This is a genomic window from Vibrio sp. B181a, assembly GCF_030248375.1.
In the GTDB taxonomy this organism is placed as follows: Bacteria; Pseudomonadota; Gammaproteobacteria; order Enterobacterales; family Vibrionaceae; genus Vibrio; species Vibrio campbellii.
The window spans coordinates 33,764-52,139 of the sequence record NZ_JAHGAD010000039.1 but is presented as its reverse complement, the minus strand read 5'-3'; the positions used below and the strand labels follow the sequence as shown (position 1 = coordinate 52,139).

Sequence of the window (18,376 nt, the reverse complement as noted above, 5' to 3'; positions counted from 1 at the left end):
GTCGCAAAAACCAAAAGATCAAACACCCGTTTACATTTTTGCAACACGCGTCAATCTCACGTTAAAATATGCCAATTGTTGAATTGCCGTGATAAGCTAAAAAAATTGTTATCTTTTGAGATCTTAGAGATAAGAACCCATACTTTGTAAGATTAGGGAATGACTATCTCGTTATGGAGACAAGATGAAAAAACTCTTCAAATTTATTGGTCTGATATTTAAGGGGATATGGAAAGCCATCACCTTTGTCAGACTTGCTCTGGCAAACTTGATCTTCCTAGTGATGATTGCCGTTTTCTACTTTGCCTTTACCTACACTGGCGAAGGTCAACCAACCGTGGAAAAAGAATCCGCGCTGGTAATGAACCTTTCTGGGCCTATCGTTGAGCAGCGCCGTTACGTAAACCCGATGGATTCGATAGCTGGCTCTGTGCTTGGTAACGAGATGCCGAAAGAGAACGTATTGTTCGACATCGTCGATACCATTCGCTACGCGAAAGACGATCCTAAGGTATCTGGCCTAGTTCTGGCTCTGCGCGATATGCCTGAGACTAACCTGACCAAACTTCGTTATATCGCCAAAGCGCTGAATGAATTTAAAACGTCTGGCAAACCTGTTTATGCAGTCGGCGATTTCTACAATCAAAGCCAATATTACCTAGCGAGCTATGCAGATAAAGTCTTCCTCGCTCCGGATGGCGGAGTGTTGATTAAGGGCTACAGCTCTTACTCGATGTACTACAAAACCTTGTTAGAGAAGTTAGACGTATCGACGCACGTGTTCCGCGTGGGCACTTACAAGTCTGCGATTGAGCCATTTATTCGTGACGACATGTCTGATGCGGCAAAAGAGTCGGCGACGCGCTGGATCACTCAGCTTTGGAGTGCCTTTGTTGATGACGTAGCAACCAACCGTAATATCGATGCCAAAGCACTGAATCCAACCATGGATGAATTGCTTGCTGAGATGAAATCCGTCGATGGTGACCTTGCGCAACTGGCCGTTAAAATGGGTCTAGTCGATGAGCTAGCAACACGTCAAGACGTACGCAAGCTGTTCGCAAAAGAGTTCGGCAGTGACGGTAAAGACAGCTACAACGCAATTGGCTACTACGATTACCTAGCGACCATGCGCCCTAACCTAACGCCGTCTGAAAATGACATTGCTGTTGTCGTAGCAAGCGGCGCCATTATGGATGGCCAACAACCGCGCGGTACCGTTGGCGGTGATACGGTGGCAAGCCTACTTCGTCAAGCTCGCAACGACGATAAAGTTAAAGCGGTTGTCCTGCGTGTCGATAGCCCTGGAGGCAGCGCTTTTGCCTCTGAAGTGATTCGTAACGAAGTAGAAGCGTTAAAAGAAGCAGGTAAACCAGTTGTGGTTTCGATGTCTAGCTTAGCGGCTTCCGGCGGTTACTGGATCTCAATGAGTGCAGATAAGATTGTTGCTCAGCCAACTACGCTAACTGGCTCGATTGGCATCTTCAGTGTTATCACGACATTTGAAAAAGGCTTTACCAAACTTGGTATCAGTACCGATGGTGTTGGCACATCACCATTCTCTGGTGATGGCATCACGACGGGTCTTTCAGATGGTGCATCTCAAGCATTCCAGCTCGGTATCGAACATGGCTACAAGCGCTTTATCTCTCTGGTTGGCTCAAATCGAGATATGTCACTAGACGAAGTAGATAAAGTCGCTCAAGGTCGAGTTTGGACAGGTCAAGATGCAATGTCATTCGGCCTTGTAGACCAAATGGGTGACTTTGATGACGCAGTGAAACTGGCAGCGAAACTGGCTGAAGTAGAAAACTATGAGCTCTACTGGGTTGAAGAACCATTATCACCGACAGAACAGTTCGTCCAAGAGTTCATGAACCAAGTGAAAGTCTCTTTGGGCATCGATGCGACGAGCTTCTTACCAAAGAGCTTACAGCCTGTTGCTCAACAGCTTGAGCAAGATGCAAGCATGATGCAGAGCTTCAACGATCCAAAAGGCCAATACGCCTTCTGTTTGAACTGCCAAGTGCAATAGCTTTCCTAGCTTGGTCAAAAAGGGGCATCTCTGTGCGAGATGCCCCTTTTTATTAGGTTTCATTTCGCTATAATCCCCGCCACTGTTCCCCTACATGAAGTAAAGTAGAACGATGACTAGAAAACATATCTACATCGCTTACACCGGTGGCACCATCGGTATGCAAAAATCGGATCACGGCTACGTGCCTGTGGCTGGCTTTATGGAAAAGCAATTAGCCAGTATGCCCGAGTTCCACCGTCCTGAAATGCCGGAATACACTATCCATGAGTACGAGCCTCTGATCGACTCATCAGATATGACGCCAGCTGACTGGCAGCAAATCGCAGACGACATCCGTGACAACTACGACAAATACGATGGCTTTGTGATTCTGCATGGTACCGACACCATGGCATACACAGCGTCTGCTTTGTCTTTCATGTTGGAGAACCTAGGTAAGCCAGTCATCGTAACAGGCTCACAAATTCCACTGGCAGAATTGCGCTCAGACGGTCAAGCAAACCTTCTTAACGCACTGCACATTGCGGCAAACTACCCTATCAATGAAGTGACGTTGTTCTTCAACAACCAATTGATGCGCGGTAACCGCAGTACCAAGTCTCATGCCGATGGTTTTAATGCCTTCACTTCACCAAACCTACCTCCACTTCTGGAAGCAGGTATCAACATTCAGATAAGCAGCAACATTACTGTGGGCGCAAAACCTGAAGGTGACTTCAAAGTACACAACATCACGCCGCAACCAATCGGTGTGATCACCATGTACCCTGGTATTTCGCACGAAGTGATTCGCAACACGCTTCGCCAGCCAGTGAACGCAATGATTCTACTGACGTTTGGCGTGGGTAACGCTCCGCAAAACCCAGAACTACTTGGCCATCTTAAAGAAGCATCTGAGCGTGGCGTTATCGTAGTGAACCTGACTCAGTGCTTGGCTGGTAAGGTAAATATGGGTGGCTACGCGACGGGCTGTGCTCTGGCTGACTCTGGCGTAATCAGTGGTTTCGACATGACACCAGAAGCGGCATTGGCAAAACTTCACTACCTTCTGAGCCAAGATTTGTCTTACGAAGAAATAAAACAGAAGATGCAAGAAGTCCTACGTGGTGAAATGAGCCTATAACCAGGTTCACAGTGCAACGAATGATGCCATAGCACAACAAGTGATTCCAATGCACAACAAGTAGACCCATAGCCCAGCAACAAGATACGAAAAAGCCCAATTCACGTGAATTGGGCTTTTTGCTTTAACGGAGTTATCCGGTGAACAGAGATGTACCGTTTAGTTTAGATTTGGGTTCACGCGAACGATGTCTTGTTCTTCTTGGCTGAACTGTTTCTTCAATTCTTGCTTAGATTTAAAGCTAATTTCACCACCAGCGGCAACCGTCATGTGCTGTGCATCTGTGTTGTGTTTTGATTGATACAACATCACAGCTTGCATACATGAGTCTCGCTGCTCTTGAGAAAGTGGTGTACCCTCAGGCCATCTTCCTGTCTCTACTGCGTAAACCAATCGATCATAGACTTCTGGAGTTATCGCATTTAATAATTGTTCTGCGTCCATAATGTACCTTCTTATTACATTCTATTTACAGAACATAACGGTATAGAAAGCAGAGTCAAGAACCCGAAAATGAATTGGTGTAACGGATCACAAGCAAAACCATGAAACGAACATACTGGTTACTAGCAGGGCTTGCCAGCCTGACATTAACAGGTTGCTTCGAAGGCAACGTCACCACAGAAGAATTGTGCGAGAAAAATCCGCAGCTTCGTTGTGAGAACCTCAATATGGACGACGGTCAATGTCGTATTCCACGAACGAATTTGGTTTGGCATCGCTTTGAACTTCTCAAAGATCCATCAGAAGCTAATCAAGTAATCGAATATGGCTTGGTTGCTGAGTATCGCAAATGTCTAGAACTCGCCTCGCAAATCACACCTATCGATCAAAGTGCGTTAAAACGTAAACGCTTTGATGCTTTGGTGCACAGTATTGATGAGTTGGATCGTATCGTTGCGGAACTGAAAGGGTCGGAAGATCCAGCCACGCTGTATTTCTTGTGGTCTCAAACCGGCGATAATCAAGCACGTCGCCAGTTTTTACAAATGGAAGGAAAACCAGAGTTAAATACTGCCGAAATGCAATATGCGCTCGCAACTTTCTACACGAACCGCGATCCACAAAAGACACTAACATTGCTGCATAACGCGCTCTCGATGTCGAATGAGAAATCCTTAAACCCTGCGATCTTGAAATCATTAGCGAGCATTAACCAAGGTATGGGTAACAAAAAGCAAGCTTACTTATGGGCGATGGTTGCTAAACGCTTCGATGTTCCCCTCGCCGATGAACAACAGTTAAAGCGCATGTTCAACTTTTCCGATCAAGGACAATATGAACAGTTAGATGATCTGGCTAAATCTATATCGAAGGCGATCGATAAAGGGAACTATTCACCAAAGATGATTCCTGTCGATTTATAAAATAAAAAGCTCCCGTTCATATCGGGAGCTTTTTTATTTGCAAGGTAACCGCTTAGTATTTTATTAATTGAAAGGATGAAACATTCTTTCAGCCTAAAATGGCGTTATTGGTCGGATTTGTTGAAAATTAACGACACCGAGTTTACACAATAGCGTTCGCCTGTCGTTTGTGGCCCATCTTCAAAAACGTGACCTAAATGGCTATCACAAGCCGCGCATCGAATCTCAGTTCGCACCATTCCGTGGCTCAGATCCTTAAGATAACGCACCGCTGTGTCGTTAATTGGCGCATCAAAACTTGGCCATCCACAGCCAGAATCGTACTTGTTATCGGAGACAAATAGAGGGGCATTGCAGCATGTGCAAGCATAGACACCCGTCTCCTTATTATGAAGCAGTTTACCGGAGAACGGAGGCTCTGTTCCTTGCTCACGACAAACGCGAAACTCTTCATCAGAGAGCTGTTCACGCCAATGTTCATCGGACTTCGTTACTTTTCTTCCGCTTTGTTCTACCAATTTCTGTTCCTTATTTCTTATTTTTGGCAATGACTTTTTTAGCAAAAAACTTGCTTCTCGTAACAGTTGTAGCACATACTTTCTCACCAGGACACCATGTGTAATTAATTTGATACGAGTTCTTATCTCGAAAGTTATATTACGCCAACTGGGATGTAGAATAACCAGTTAAAAGTTTAAAAAACGAGCATTTGCGAAGAATTGTTAAAAAAAGCGTCGCTTTTTTTTGACTTTAAACAAGTTAAGTCCGATTATCTGTTGCAGATGTTTACTGGATTCTGTAATTTTACTACCAGTTATCTTTAATCAGAAATTAAGTTGTGGAGCAACTATAATGACTATCAAAGTAGGTATTAACGGTTTTGGCCGTATCGGTCGTTTCGTATTCCGTGCAGCGCAAGAGCGCAACGACATCGAAGTTGTAGGTATTAACGACCTTATCGACGTAGATTACATGGCATACATGCTTAAGTACGACTCAACTCACGGCCGTTTCAACGGTACTGTTGAAGTTGAAGGTGGTAACCTAATCGTTAACGGTAAAACTGTACGTGTAACTGCAGAGCGCAACCCAGAAGACCTAAAATGGGATGCTATCGACGTTGACGTAGTAGCTGAAGCAACTGGTCTTTTCCTAACTGACGAGACTGCACGTAAGCACATCACTGCTGGTGCGAAGAAAGTTGTTCTAACTGGTCCTTCAAAAGACGCTACTCCAATGTTCGTAATGGGCGTTAACCACGCTACTTACGCTGGTCAAGACATCGTTTCTAACGCTTCTTGTACTACTAACTGTCTAGCGCCTATCGCTAAAGTTCTTAACGACAAGTTCGGTATCGAATCTGGTCTTATGACTACAGTTCACGCTACTACAGCAACTCAAAAAACTGTAGACGGTCCTTCTGCTAAAGACTGGCGCGGTGGTCGTGGTGCTTCTCAAAACATCATCCCATCATCAACTGGTGCTGCTAAAGCTGTAGGCGTTGTTCTTCCTGAACTAAACGGCAAACTAACTGGTATGGCTTTCCGCGTACCAACTGCTAACGTTTCTGTAGTTGACCTAACAGTTAACCTAAAAGAAGGCGCATCTTACGAAGCTATCTGTGCAGCAATGAAAGAAGCTTCTGAAGGCGAACTAGCTGGCGTACTAGGCTACACTGAAGACCAAGTTGTTTCTCAAGACTTCATCGGTGAAGTTCAAACTTCAGTATTCGATGCTAAAGCTGGTATCGCTCTAACTGATAACTTCGTTAAAGTTGTATCTTGGTACGACAACGAAATCGGTTACTCAAACAAAGTTCTAGACCTAATCGCTCACATCTCTAAGTAATTAGACAGTTAGCAATTAGCGAATAACTTCGTTAAAGAAAAGGCGGCTCTAGAGTCGCCTTTTTTGTATCTGGAATTTGAGGGAATGAAGACTCGACGTTGCACTCAATGTGCGAAGCGCGTCTAAAAAGCTCTCCCTCCCAGCTATAGGAAATAACACATGGATTTAAAAACTCTCCCAGCACTCACTGTGTTATCTGACAATGTCACTATCGTTGAAGTTGATCAGGTTAAAGTCGTTCGCGTTATTCATGAGAAAGCAACGGCAGGTATCGCACTGCATGGTGGTCATGTCGTGTCGTTCACACCAGCAGGCCAAGAAGACCTAATCTGGATGAGCGAAAAAGCAATCTTTGATGGCAAAGCGGCACTTCGTGGTGGTATTCCTGTTTGTTGGCCTTGGTTTGGCCGCATTGCAGCGCCAGCTCATGGTTTTGCGCGCACAGCAGAATGGGAATTGGTTGAACACCGTGAGAACGACAACGGCGTGATCGTTGAACTTGCTCTCTTCCCAACCGAAGAAACTCACGACATCTGGCCACATATGTTTGATGCTCGTCTTGTTGTTGAAATCAGCGACGAGCTAAAGGTGACATTGAAAGTCACCAACATTGATGATGCAGAGTGGACATTCTCAGGTGCACTACACACGTATCTAAACGTAGGTGATATCAAACAAGCACAAACAACAGGTATGGGCCCAGAGTACATCGACAGCTTGAAAGAAGGTGAAATCTGCCAAGGCGGTGATGTCCTTCAACTAACTGATACGATTGACCGTGTTTACACTCAGCCAGAAGCGCAAATTTTGGTGAAAGATCCAGTATTGGATCGCACTCTTAGTGTAGAAAACCAAGGCCATAACTCAGCAGTGCTGTGGAACCCTTGGGCAGAAGGCGCACAAGGCATGGGTGACATGGCAGACAACGGCTACGCAACCATGATGTGTGTTGAATCGACAGTGCATGCACCAAGTATCGAGCAAGGCAAGACGTTACAACCAGGCGAGACGCACGAACTTATCACTGTGATTTCGGCGCAGTAATCCAGTTTAAAGGCCGGCTCATCCGGCCTTTTTTACAACACCAAAGCACAACACACGAGCTACCCATGCCATACTAAGACCAACCAAAATGAGTCGAGATGATGGCATAACCATGAAATACCGCATTTATTCAATATCACTTCTTACGGGCTTATTGTTTGGCTGTGCCAACACTGAGATCTCGTTACAACCCACGAAGAACGTGGCCGAATACAAGCAGTTGTCGCCAACTCAATATCATGTGTATTGCCCGACGGGTATTTGCCGTTTCCAAGTTTCAGCGTCCCAGAAAACGGCAGTCGCCATTGAGATGTTCTATGACAAGAACAAACCATTCAAGAAGATTGAAGGCCTAACCTACGACAATCAAAATCAATATCCAACGTCGAATGCTTTTACTCTTCCTGTAGAGTCAGGCAACGAGAGGATATCTGTGCAAGTCATCGACTATTACCGATAACCCTACTCCATTATCGCTTTGAATAACGAATAATCGATTCTCGATACAGTGAAAGCAGGGTATCGCTTTTCACACCGACCCCAACGTTTTGCGCGGAGAAAGCACGCCACTCATCGTGCATGTATTTGCGTTGATCCGTTTTCTGAATCGTCATCCCTTCTGCGGGTCCATCGGTAACCACCCTGACGGCACCACTGCGTAAGGTGAATAGCTCAGGTTCAATCACATAGGCAATCGCGGAAGGATCGTGGACATGGCAACCATTCATTCCAACCTTCTCTGAGTAAAACTTCAAATAGTAGCGGCTGACATCCCAAATAAATTGCCCGACTTCACCCGCCTCTTCTCGCAGTTGGTCTAGGTATTGCCCGGTAAAGAAACTCTCTTCCGTTACATCCAAACCAATAATCACCACAGGCCAAGACGCAGTGAATACTTTATCGGCAGCATGAGGGTCATCATGGATATTTGCTTCCGCAAATGGCGTGACATTGCCTCGATGATCGTTCTCTCCGAAAGCGCCGCCCATCACAACCACTTCTTTAACCAAGTTAACGATTTCTGGGTCCGCTTCCAAAGCAAGCGCAAGGTTCGTTAAAGGGCCTACGGCCACCAAGGTAATTTCTCCCGGCTCCGCTCTAACGCTATCAATGATGTAACGATAGGCGGGCGTATCAATGGCACTCACATTCAGTAAACTTGGCGCCTTCACATCACCAAAGCCGGCTTCACCATGCACAACAACCGTTGCTCCGACCGGCGCTTTTACTAAAGGTTTATCCGCTCCTTTCGCAACCTGCGCTTTCATACCAAACTTCTGTTTTAGGTAAAGAGCATTCTGTGTGGCATTGTCTATGGTCGCATTGCCATAAACTGTCGTAATGCCCATTAGCTCTATGTCTGGATGTGATTCTGCAAAAAGAATCGCCATCGCATCGTCAATGCCAGGGTCTGTGTCTAAGATAATTTTCTTTGTCATATCGGCTTCTATCAAACGCTAGGAAAGCCTCAACCATACCCAGAAAAAACAGCGATAAACGTGACCTAAACCTAAGGTATGATTTTTCCTCCAGTATGCCGCTCATTCAGCACCCAAAGCGCGACGACTCGAAGCGCTTTTTTGTTTCGCTTGCCGCATCCCTTTTTGATAGAATTTGCCGCCCTACTTCCAGTCCAGAGATCGTCATGAACTATCAATGTCCTCTATGTCACCAACCTCTTGAGCTCACAGCTAAGACGTTTAAGTGTGAAAACAATCATCAATTCGACTTAGCAAAAGAAGGCTACGTTAACTTGATGCCTGCACATCACAAACGCTCAAAAGATCCAGGTGACAACAAAGAAATGATGCAAGCACGTCGTCGTTTCCTAGAAGGCAACCATTACGATCCAATGCGCCAAGAAGTTGCTCGCCTGTGTGCGAAGTACACCGAAGGCACAAGCCATCAGCTATTGGACATTGGTTGTGGTGAAGGCTACTACACCGATCAAGTTCAGCAGTCTCTGCATGCTCAAAATGAAGCGGCAAATGTTTACGGCTTGGACATCTCTAAAGTCGCTATTCGTTACGCCTCTAAGCGCTACCCTAACTGCGATTTCAGCGTGGCATCAAGTCATCGCCTACCTTTTGCAGAGCAATCTCTGGATGCGATCTTACGTATCTACGCACCATGTAAAGCGGAAGAGCTGCAACGTGTAATTAAAGATAGCGGTGTGGTCATTACGGTAACGCCAGCAGGTCGTCACCTATATCAATTCCGCGAGCGTATCTATCAGGAAATTCGTTTGCACAACGAAGAACCAGAAAGTATCGAAGGATTCGAACTTGAGCATCAACAAAAGCTTAACTACGTCATGGATTTAAAAGATGGCGTGGCATTCGATTTACTGCAAATGACCCCATTTGCATGGAAAGCCAGCGATGAACTTCGTGAAGAGCTAAAGTCATCTACACTTTTCCAATGTGAGGCTGATTTTATGTTACGAGTTTATCGTAAGAAATCAGCTCAATCTGAGAATGAAGAATAAACTGTAACGCAAATTATTCTCATTACCATTGATTCATTTATCAGCCTCCATTAATATCATTCGGACATTTTTGGAGGCTTTTTAATGCGCTTTTCTACCCTAGGCCTGATTTTTACGGGCTTACTGACAGGTTGTGCGTCAAACGCACCGACCGCTCCCAACGCCGTTGCTGACAACGTGACCAGTTTCTATGACTACCAACTTCATGCCCCTTCTGGTGAAGCTATCTCAGTTAATCAATTAACGCCCGAGATACAACAAGCCGATGTAATTCTGATTGGTGAATGGCATACGCACGCTGGCATCCACCGTTTTCAGACCGACATGTTAAAACAGTTATCTTCTACGAATCGCCCTCTTGCCCTTTCAATGGAGCAAGTGACACGCGACAAGCAAGCGATATTAGATGCCTACTTAAACGGTGAAATCGGTGAGCAGTACTTCATGAAACAAAGTAATGCATGGCCAAATTACGAAAGTGATTACCGTCCATTAGTTGAGTTTGCTAAGCAGGCTGAAATTCCAGTCATCGCCTCAAACGCACCGAAAAACATTGTTCGTTGTATTGGCCGCCAAGGTGTCGATTACCTAGATAAACTCGATAGCGATGAGCGTAGTTTTGTTGCAGATGACGTCAACACAGCGAACAGCCCGTACAAAGAAAAGTTCATGGCATCTATGCACCATGGCAAGCCTGAGCAGACCGAAAAACAATACGCAGCTCAGGTAACATGGGATGAAACTATGGCGGAATCCATCGTCAAATACTTGGAAAAACATCCAGGTACTCAAGTGGTTCACGTTGCCGGAAAATTCCATACTGAAAGCGGCTTAGGCACAGCAGCTTCTATCTTGAATCGCAATCCAAGCTTAAAAGTGTTGGTGATTACCCCAACGGCAAACATCACTTTAGATGGCTCCGATTATCAGCTTGAGGTGCTCGAACCGCCCGTGCGCTATGTACAAGACGCAAATCGCATGGCTGCTTACAAGCACTTAGCGACACGTAACAGCGACCTACAATGTAAGTGATCAGAATCGTCTGACAAAGGATGAAGAAAAATAGGTCTGCTTTTTGCTAGCAACTTTGTTTATACATAGGAAGCGGCAAAAACAGACCTATTTTTTATTTGATTGATTCAAGAAATGTCTTTTGCCGTCGATATAAAGATAACTGCTTTTTACCTGCACTCAATGAGCGAGTGTCGTTGTTCGAAGGGGTAACAGATGAATCCAGTAGGAAGCAATTCAGTCAATACATACGCGGCGCAGCAAAACAAAGTAGACCAAGCCAAAACGGCAGAAAACGTTGCCGACGCAGCACCATTAAAAGTGGAGCAAAACAAAGTCACGCTCTCCTCAGAAGGAAAAGCGTTGCTTGCGGCGCTAAAGCAAATTGATCACGAGAGTAAAAAAGTCGAAGCGGAAAATAAAACCGTCGGTGACCAAGTAGAGTCTTTTGCTCATGGAGCATTGGGGATGGATCACCCTGACACCATTGAAGAAGAGGAAGATGGCTCATACTCTGCTGGCCAATACCTTTCAGCGGCGTTGACTGTGGGTGGAATCATCTTGGCTCTAGTCTAGCTTTCGTGCGACCAGAGTTTGAAATTTAACCAATAATCAATTGATTAAACAAGAGTTTCTTTCGTTACGACAACGAACCTCATTTGAACGCGTTTTTTATCCAAGTCCATAATGGATCACTATTCATTAACGGATGATGAACTGTGAAAAACGCATTTTCTCTTATAGACAAACCCACTTTTTTTGGCGCAATTGCGCTTCTCCTTTCGATTGTTTTCCCTCTAATTTTGTTTCCAACAGAAGGTGCAGAATGGATTGCGGTTGCTAAGACCTTTATGACCGACAAGCTCGGTTTCCTCTACCTTGCACTTGGCCTTGCTGCCTTTATCTTCATGATTTACGTTGTGTTCAGCGACATGGGGCAAATCAAGCTAGGTGATCCAGACGAAAAACCAGAATTTACCACCGCATCATGGGCGGCCATGCTTTTCTGTGGCGGTATCGGTGCCAGCATCCTTTACTGGGGCTGTATCGAATGGGCTTACTACTACCAATCACCTCCTTTCCAGCTTGAGCCTGGCAGCGAAGAAGCGGTCCGTTGGGCTGCAACCTACGGTCTTTTCCACTGGGGACCAATCGCTTGGTCTATCTACCTGATTCCTGCTCTACCGATTGCGTACTTCTTCTACGTACGTAAACAGCCTGTCCTGAAAGTCTCCAGTGCCTTGATGCCCGTCCTTGGTGAAGAGCGCAGTAAAGGTTCTGCAGGTAAAATTGTTGATGTACTGTTTATCTTTGGTCTACTTGGCGGCGCAGCGACCAGCTTGGGCTTGGCTGCACCTCTGATTGGTGAAGGCCTACATTACTTGTTTGGCATGCCTAAGAACACCTACAGCCAAGTACTGGTACTGCTTATCTGTACGGCGATTTTTGCTTACTCTTCTTACGCGGGTATGGAAAAAGGCATTAAAGTTCTCAGTAACATTAACTTCTGGGGTGCAATGGGACTACTTGCCTTTGTACTTGCCGTTGGCCCAACCATCTTCATGCTTGAAACGGGCTTAGACTCGATTGGTCGTATGTTGTCGAACTTCTTTGTGATGGCAACATGGGCGGAACCATTCGGCGGATACGGTACGTTCGACAACACCCACTTCCCACAGGATTGGACGATTTTCTACTGGGCATGGTGGCTCGTGTTCGCACCAAGTATGGGTCTATTTGTAGCGCGTATCTCTCGCGGTCGCACGATCAAACAAATGGTCTCTGGTTCCATCTTCTTCGGCTCTTTAGGTTGTTTCCTATTCTTCATGATTCTGGGCAACTATGGCTTATCTCTACAGCTATCAGGGGAGTTGGACGTCGTTGGCATCTTGAATGCAGAAGGGGCAACCGCTGCCATCTTCTCAATGCTTGATGCTCTGCCAATGAGCTACTTGGTCATCGCGGTCTTTACATTGCTGTGTATTATCTTTACCGCAACCACGTTCGACTCTATCTCTTACATTCTTGCGTCTGTTGTACAAAATAATGTGACCGAAGAACCGATGCGCTGGAACCGCATGTTCTGGGCATTTACGCTGTCTTTCCTTCCGACAGTACTCATGTTCATGGGCGGCCTAAGCACCTTACAAACCGCAGCGATCGTTGGTGGTTTGCCATTGCTTGGCATTTCCATCATGTTGATGGTGTCAGCCGTTCGTGCCACAACGTTGGACATTCGCCATCAAGAAGATTATGTAGAGCCAACTATCAACATCGAAGAACTGCCAGAGTTCGATCCTTGGTCAACCGAAGGGATGGCGATGGCAAGGTTTGAGCGTGCGCGTGATGCAGCCCAAGAAGCAGCAGAAGATGAGCGTGACGCACTGGCTGAGTTGATGAAGCTTCGTAAACGTATTCGTGCTTTTGCTCTTGAGCACAGCGACGACAACGATTTTGCAGACCATCACTTACCTCAGGAGATGCAAGAGGAGTTGCAAGACCTACTGGATAACGTGGTAAAAGCAAAAGAAAGAAAACTCGAGTTATCCGAAACTGCTCAGCAGTCTAGAGCCGAGTTTAATCAAATCGTGGCCCAAAGTACTGCGTACGCGGTGTAACTTTAGCTCATGACTTTCAACTCCTAAACCTAGTTCAAAGCTCACTTCGGTGAGCTTTTTTTGTATTAGGCTTAGAATATAACCATGGCTTTCATATGAATCTTTTATGACTGTAGTATTTCCGTCATAAATCCTTGTTTTAATGCGACCGCTTTTATAAATAAGGAATATACAATGAAGCACTTAGTGACCCCAATCGTAACCGCAGTGGCGGCTTCGACGCTCTCTTTCAATGCCCTATCGGCAGAAATCAAAAACGTTATTTTAATGATTGGCGATGGCATGGGCCCACAACAAGTTGGCCTGCTAGAAACCTACGCGAACCATGCACCGCACTCAATTTACAAAGGTGAAACAACCGCGATATATAAGCTGGCACAAGAAGGTGTGATCGGTTCCTCTTTGACAAACCCTGAAGACGCGATTGTTGTCGATTCAGCCTGCTCTGCGACAATGTTAGCGACAGGCATTCCAACGGCTTCTGAAGTGATTGGTATAGACAGCCAAGGCAACCATGTTGAAACTATTTTGGAAAAAGCGAAAGCAAAAGGGAAAGCAACAGGCTTAGTATCAGACACCCGAATGACGCACGCGACACCTGCAGCTTTTGCCTCGCACCAACCACACCGTTCACTCGAAAACAGCATCGCTGTAGACATGCTAGAAACTGGCGTCGATGTGATGCTATCTGGTGGTCTTCGTCATTGGATTCCAAAGTCAACCAACGACAAAGGCGATACATACAAGCAACTTGAGCAACTCACTCAAGGTGATGTTTACCTAAAATCAAAGCGTAAAGATGAGCGTAACCTGCTGACTGAAGCTCAACAACAAGGGTATAGCTTAGCTTTCAACCGAAATATGCTTGAAGAGGCGAAAGGCGACAAAGTTCTAGGCTTATTTGCCTACTCTGGAATGAATGATGGCATCGCTTACAGCCAAAGCAAAGACGATCCAAAGCGCACCCAACCTTCTCTCAAAGAGATGACCGAGAAAGCGTTAGATGTGCTTTCAAAAGACAAAGACGGCTTCTTCCTAATGGTTGAAGGTGGACAAATTGACTGGGCAGGCCACAGCAATGATGCGGGTACCATGCTGCATGAACTGATCAAATTCGATGAAGCGGTAAATTCCGTTTATGAGTGGGCAAAAGGCCGCGAAGATACTCTTGTGATCGTCACCGCCGATCATGAAACCGGCTCTTTTGGCTTTAGCTATTCCTCATCTGATGTGCCGAAGCCAGAGAAACGCAGCGGAGAAGCATTTGCCAAACGCGATTTCGCACCAAATTTCAACTTCGGTCAATTTGATATTCTGGATGGCCTCTACAATCAAAAGCAAAGCTACTACGGTATGATCAGCGAGTTCCAAAAGCTTGATAAAGCGAAACAAACCCCAGAAAAGCTGGCTGAAATTGTGAACGCCAACAGCGACTTTTCGATCACACCAGAGCAAGCGGAACGCGTATTGGCCAGCAAACCAAATCCTTACCGTTTAGCGAGCCACAAATACTTGAGTGAAGAGCATGTTCCTGCCATTAACGACTTTGATGCCTTCTTCCCATACAACGACAGAGGCAATTTATTAGCGCGTGAACAGGCAACCAAACAAAACACCGTTTGGGGCACAGGCACGCACACCCATACGCCTGTGAATGTCTTCGCATGGGGGCCTGCTGGTACCATTCTGCCAGTTTCAAAAATCATGCATCACTCGCAACTTGGCGAATACCTTATCGAGCAAATCAACTAATCCATGCTCCGCACTGACTATACTGGTGCACTTTCACGCCCTCATTTGAGGGCGTTTTTTATACTCAAAATAGTTGACGCTCTGCGTCTCAAACGCCAATATCTGCGGGTCATTTATAAAACAAACAACATCATATGTGCGAAATATTTGCTAAACAACCTCAGGAAAATTATCAATTTATCACCCGCTCTATCCGCATTGATGGCCATGTCACCAGCGTCAAATTAGAATCGAGCTTTTGGCTAATTCTTGAAGAAATTGCTTCTGCTCAAGACATGACAGTGCCTAAGTTTATCAGTACGGTTTACCAAGAAGCGTTAGAACACAATGGTGAAGTCAATAACTTCGCATCACTACTACGCTGTGCTTGCCTTACTTACGCGCGTCGGCCACAAGCGACCCTTTCTCAAGCCCTTAACGAGCTCAGCTAAGCCCTGATTTTATTGTCGTACCCGAGTACTACCTATTGCACGCTAAAACTGATTAGTCTTAGCGCAATATTAAGGAGTACTCATGACAAAAATGATTCATACCATGATCCGCGTAAGCGATCTGGAGCGTTCCCTTAAGTTTTACCGCGACGCACTTGAGCTAGAAATCAAAGACCAATACGTATTCGACGGCTTTTCTCTTACTTATCTAGCCAATCCTGAAACGGACTTCGAGCTAGAGCTCACCCATAATCACGATCAAAGCGAGCCTTACACACACGGCAATGGCTATGGCCATCTTGCTGTCAGTGTCGAAGATATTGCCGCAACTCACCGACGCCTCACCTCGCTGGATATAGAAGCCAGTGACATCAAAGTCTTTGATCATCAGGAAAAGCACTTAGCGACATTTTTCTTCATTACTGATCCGGACGGCTACAAGATTGAGTTCTTGCAGCGTCAAGGTCGGTACCTTTAGTAACGGTATCAGTCATAAAGATACCTTCCATAACAACAAAGAAGTAAATACAACTATGATTCATTTAACTGCTGCATTTCACGCAAAAACAGACACCATTACACAACTTAAGCAAGCGCTAGAAGCCATGCTAGAACCGACTCGAAACGAGACCGGCTGCCTACGCTACCAACTGTTCCAAGATAAAAACGATCCAAGCCAATTCTTGTTCCAAGAGCAGTTTGCAGACCAAGCTGCGTTTGACGCACATTGCAACACGGCACATTTTCAATCGCTTCTGACTGAGATTGATAGCTTGCTTGTCAGTGAACCTACGATCACTTTCTTCAACGAGATCTAATCTCGAAGCCCTATCAATAAACCAATAAAAAAGGCGCTCATGTTGAGCGCCTTATTTATTGGTAAGATTTATTGGATAGATAACAGAAAAAGCTTACACCTCTTTCTTTTCTACCATATGCAGATGCACATCTTGTTGTGGGAATGGAATCGAAATACCTTCGCGATCGAAACGCAGTTTCACTTCTTTAGTCACATCCCAGTACACATCCCAGTAATCGTCAGTCTTCACCCAAGGACGAACAATAAAGTCCACTGATGAAGTATTTAGCGTGTGCACCTTAATGTTTGGCTCTGGTGAACGCAGTACTGATGGGTGTGAAGTAAGAATATCGTTCAACACTTCTTCAGCTTTTAACAGGTCATCCGCGTAACCAATACCAAATACCATATCAACACGACGAATACGCTCGTGCGTCACGTTCTTGATCACATCACCCCAGATCTTGCTGTTTGGCACGATGATGATTTGGTTGTCGAACGTTCGGATTGTGGTGTTTACCAAGCTCATGTGGCTAACTTTACCATCGACACCACCCGCATAAACAAAATCACCGACATCGAATGGACGGTAAATAAGCAGCATCATACCCGCAGCAAAGTTCGATAGCGTATCTTGCAATGCAAAACCGATGATCACACCGGCAATACCGAAACCGGTAAGGATTGGAGCAAGGTTAAGACCGATTTGTGACAGGCCAACCATGATACCGATGATCCACACTGCTTTACCCGACATCGAGATAAAGAAGTCTTGCATCAAATGCGACATTTTTAGGTTCTTCGATGCAACCGTCTTACTCACCACTTTGCGAGTTAATTTCGCTAAAGCACGGGCGATCAAAAGAATCAGAGCAAACACAAACAGCTGGAAGATGTGCTGCGGAGCGTTTTCAGCAAACCAGTCGACGGCTGCATTTGACCAATGACTTAGGATAGATAGAATGACTTTTGTATTGAGCAAGTCATGAGTGATGCTGCCTGTCACCTCAAAGATCTGACGTTTGTATTCAGACGTCTCAATACCTACTTTATCGCCAATTGAAATCAGCGTACGTAGGCTGTCAGTGGCAATGTTTAAACGCTGCTTAAGAATCAGTTGGCTCAGTTGCAACGACGCTTTTTCTGACTCTGGACTAGAAGAAACTTGTGAACTGATGATCTCACTTTGCTGCTTTAGGTATTGAATCGACGCTGATAGCAGACGCATGCGCTTATCAACGCTATCTTTAAAGTCAACGTCCGCATCTTCATCTTGCACGCCCAGCATCTTCAACCAATTCAGGTTTTGCCAGCTCGACTCGTAACTCACATCAAGGTAATGCTGCAGTTCGCGGTACTCGTTAAGCAGTGAAAGCTTTTCTTCGTCTTTTGCAGAATTCAGCTCACCGTTCAGCGTTTTGATCTTGTCATCAAGGTACGCGACAGCGCCTTCTGAGTACTTCTCTTGAGTTTGTACTAGCTTAATAAGCTGTTCATGAGGAATCGATTTATTACTGATCGCGGTTGAAAGGCGGCTTCTCAGCTCTTCATTTTTTTGAAACAGTTGAAGCTGAAGCGCGTCACGCTCATCGCCACTGGCTAGTTTTAACGTTTCAGATAAGTCAATGATATCTTTATTGATATTATCAATCGCTTGTTCAGCAGCAGACACTGTCGGAGCCTCAGCAGGCGCTTCCGAACTTTCTGTCGCACGCACAATGAAAGAGCTCATCGTTAACGCCAACACCGTAAATAAAACCACCAGCGGTGTAAAACGCACTTTTAGGGGAGATAGTAACGTCATTTTTACCTCGTAAGAGACACTACTCGATCTAAGCGATCAAGAATCGGGATATA

General features: G+C 45.4%; 18 protein-coding genes. 14 read left to right on the top strand and 4 right to left on the bottom strand.

Going from position 1 to position 18,376, the window contains the following annotated elements; genetic code table 11:
- Positions 1–184: 184 nt before the first annotated feature.
- Both sppA and ansA read left to right on the top strand, forming a co-directional pair.
- Positions 185–2,035 carry a signal peptide peptidase SppA gene (gene sppA, locus KIO97_RS18360; RefSeq protein ID WP_045369401.1) on the top strand — a complete coding sequence of 617 codons (1,851 nt, stop codon included), beginning with the start codon at positions 185–187 and terminating at the stop codon, positions 2,033–2,035.
- Positions 2,036–2,147: 112 nt separating this feature from the next.
- Positions 2,148–3,161, top strand: coding sequence for an asparaginase (ansA, locus tag KIO97_RS18355; RefSeq protein ID WP_005432970.1), 1,014 nt, complete (start codon positions 2,148–2,150; stop codon positions 3,159–3,161).
- A gap of 159 nt (positions 3,162–3,320) precedes the next feature.
- Here the strand turns inward: ansA and KIO97_RS18350 are convergent, their stop codons facing one another.
- The gene (locus tag KIO97_RS18350; RefSeq protein WP_005432903.1) at positions 3,321–3,605 is read right to left on the bottom strand and encodes a YeaC family protein; all 285 of its coding nucleotides are present in this window, start codon (positions 3,603–3,605) and stop codon (positions 3,321–3,323) included.
- A 101-nt stretch (positions 3,606–3,706) separates the two neighbouring features.
- Here KIO97_RS18350 and KIO97_RS18345 point away from each other — a divergent pair, with 101 nt between their 5' ends.
- Positions 3,707–4,528, top strand: a complete 822-nt coding sequence (locus KIO97_RS18345; RefSeq protein WP_258471383.1) for a DUF2989 domain-containing protein — start codon at positions 3,707–3,709, stop codon at positions 4,526–4,528.
- A 104-nt stretch (positions 4,529–4,632) separates the two neighbouring features.
- Here the strand turns inward: KIO97_RS18345 and msrB are convergent, their stop codons facing one another.
- Positions 4,633–5,046 (bottom strand): peptide-methionine (R)-S-oxide reductase MsrB, encoded by a 414-nt coding sequence (msrB, locus tag KIO97_RS18340; protein ID WP_005432972.1) that lies wholly within the window; start codon positions 5,044–5,046, stop codon positions 4,633–4,635.
- A 334-nt stretch (positions 5,047–5,380) separates the two neighbouring features.
- Here msrB and gap point away from each other — a divergent pair, with 334 nt between their 5' ends.
- From gap to KIO97_RS18325, 3 genes are all read left to right on the top strand, one after another.
- Positions 5,381–6,376: a type I glyceraldehyde-3-phosphate dehydrogenase gene (gene gap, locus KIO97_RS18335; RefSeq protein WP_005432905.1), complete on the top strand. Its 996-nt coding sequence runs from the start codon at positions 5,381–5,383 to the stop codon at positions 6,374–6,376.
- Positions 6,377–6,535: 159 nt separating this feature from the next.
- The gene (locus KIO97_RS18330) at positions 6,536–7,420 is read left to right on the top strand and encodes a D-hexose-6-phosphate mutarotase (protein ID WP_285383609.1); all 885 of its coding nucleotides are present in this window, start codon (positions 6,536–6,538) and stop codon (positions 7,418–7,420) included.
- Positions 7,421–7,508: 88 nt separating this feature from the next.
- Entirely contained in the window at positions 7,509–7,880 is a 372-nt protein-coding gene (locus KIO97_RS18325) for a spore gernimation protein (protein ID WP_285383608.1), read from the top strand.
- Between the two features lie 10 nt (positions 7,881–7,890).
- On the opposite strand, the gene KIO97_RS18320 is transcribed toward KIO97_RS18325, so the two are convergent.
- Positions 7,891–8,859 (bottom strand): nucleoside hydrolase, encoded by a 969-nt coding sequence (locus KIO97_RS18320; RefSeq protein ID WP_285383607.1) that lies wholly within the window; start codon positions 8,857–8,859, stop codon positions 7,891–7,893.
- A gap of 206 nt (positions 8,860–9,065) precedes the next feature.
- Between KIO97_RS18320 and rlmA the strand changes: the two genes are divergently transcribed.
- From rlmA to KIO97_RS18280, 8 genes are all read left to right on the top strand, one after another.
- Positions 9,066–9,908: a 23S rRNA (guanine(745)-N(1))-methyltransferase gene (gene rlmA, locus KIO97_RS18315; protein ID WP_274290971.1), complete on the top strand. Its 843-nt coding sequence runs from the start codon at positions 9,066–9,068 to the stop codon at positions 9,906–9,908.
- A gap of 84 nt (positions 9,909–9,992) precedes the next feature.
- On the top strand, positions 9,993–10,940 hold the full coding sequence (locus KIO97_RS18310; RefSeq protein ID WP_285383606.1) for a ChaN family lipoprotein: 948 nt from the start codon (positions 9,993–9,995) through the stop codon (positions 10,938–10,940).
- 195 nt (positions 10,941–11,135) lie between these two features.
- On the top strand, positions 11,136–11,495 hold the full coding sequence (locus tag KIO97_RS18305; protein WP_005532640.1) for a hypothetical protein: 360 nt from the start codon (positions 11,136–11,138) through the stop codon (positions 11,493–11,495).
- A 143-nt stretch (positions 11,496–11,638) separates the two neighbouring features.
- Positions 11,639–13,537: a BCCT family transporter gene (locus KIO97_RS18300; protein WP_050905395.1), complete on the top strand. Its 1,899-nt coding sequence runs from the start codon at positions 11,639–11,641 to the stop codon at positions 13,535–13,537.
- A 174-nt stretch (positions 13,538–13,711) separates the two neighbouring features.
- The gene (locus KIO97_RS18295) at positions 13,712–15,289 is read left to right on the top strand and encodes an alkaline phosphatase (protein ID WP_045400609.1); all 1,578 of its coding nucleotides are present in this window, start codon (positions 13,712–13,714) and stop codon (positions 15,287–15,289) included.
- 134 nt (positions 15,290–15,423) lie between these two features.
- On the top strand, positions 15,424–15,720 hold the full coding sequence (locus KIO97_RS18290) for a ribbon-helix-helix domain-containing protein (protein ID WP_285383605.1): 297 nt from the start codon (positions 15,424–15,426) through the stop codon (positions 15,718–15,720).
- An 82-nt stretch (positions 15,721–15,802) separates the two neighbouring features.
- Positions 15,803–16,198: a VOC family protein gene (locus tag KIO97_RS18285; protein ID WP_038891451.1), complete on the top strand. Its 396-nt coding sequence runs from the start codon at positions 15,803–15,805 to the stop codon at positions 16,196–16,198.
- Between the two features lie 55 nt (positions 16,199–16,253).
- Positions 16,254–16,538: a putative quinol monooxygenase gene (locus tag KIO97_RS18280; RefSeq protein ID WP_285383604.1), complete on the top strand. Its 285-nt coding sequence runs from the start codon at positions 16,254–16,256 to the stop codon at positions 16,536–16,538.
- Positions 16,539–16,631: 93 nt separating this feature from the next.
- On the opposite strand, the gene KIO97_RS18275 is transcribed toward KIO97_RS18280, so the two are convergent.
- Positions 16,632–18,323: a mechanosensitive ion channel family protein gene (locus KIO97_RS18275; protein ID WP_103412820.1), complete on the bottom strand. Its 1,692-nt coding sequence runs from the start codon at positions 18,321–18,323 to the stop codon at positions 16,632–16,634.
- Positions 18,324–18,376: the final 53 nt, after the last annotated feature.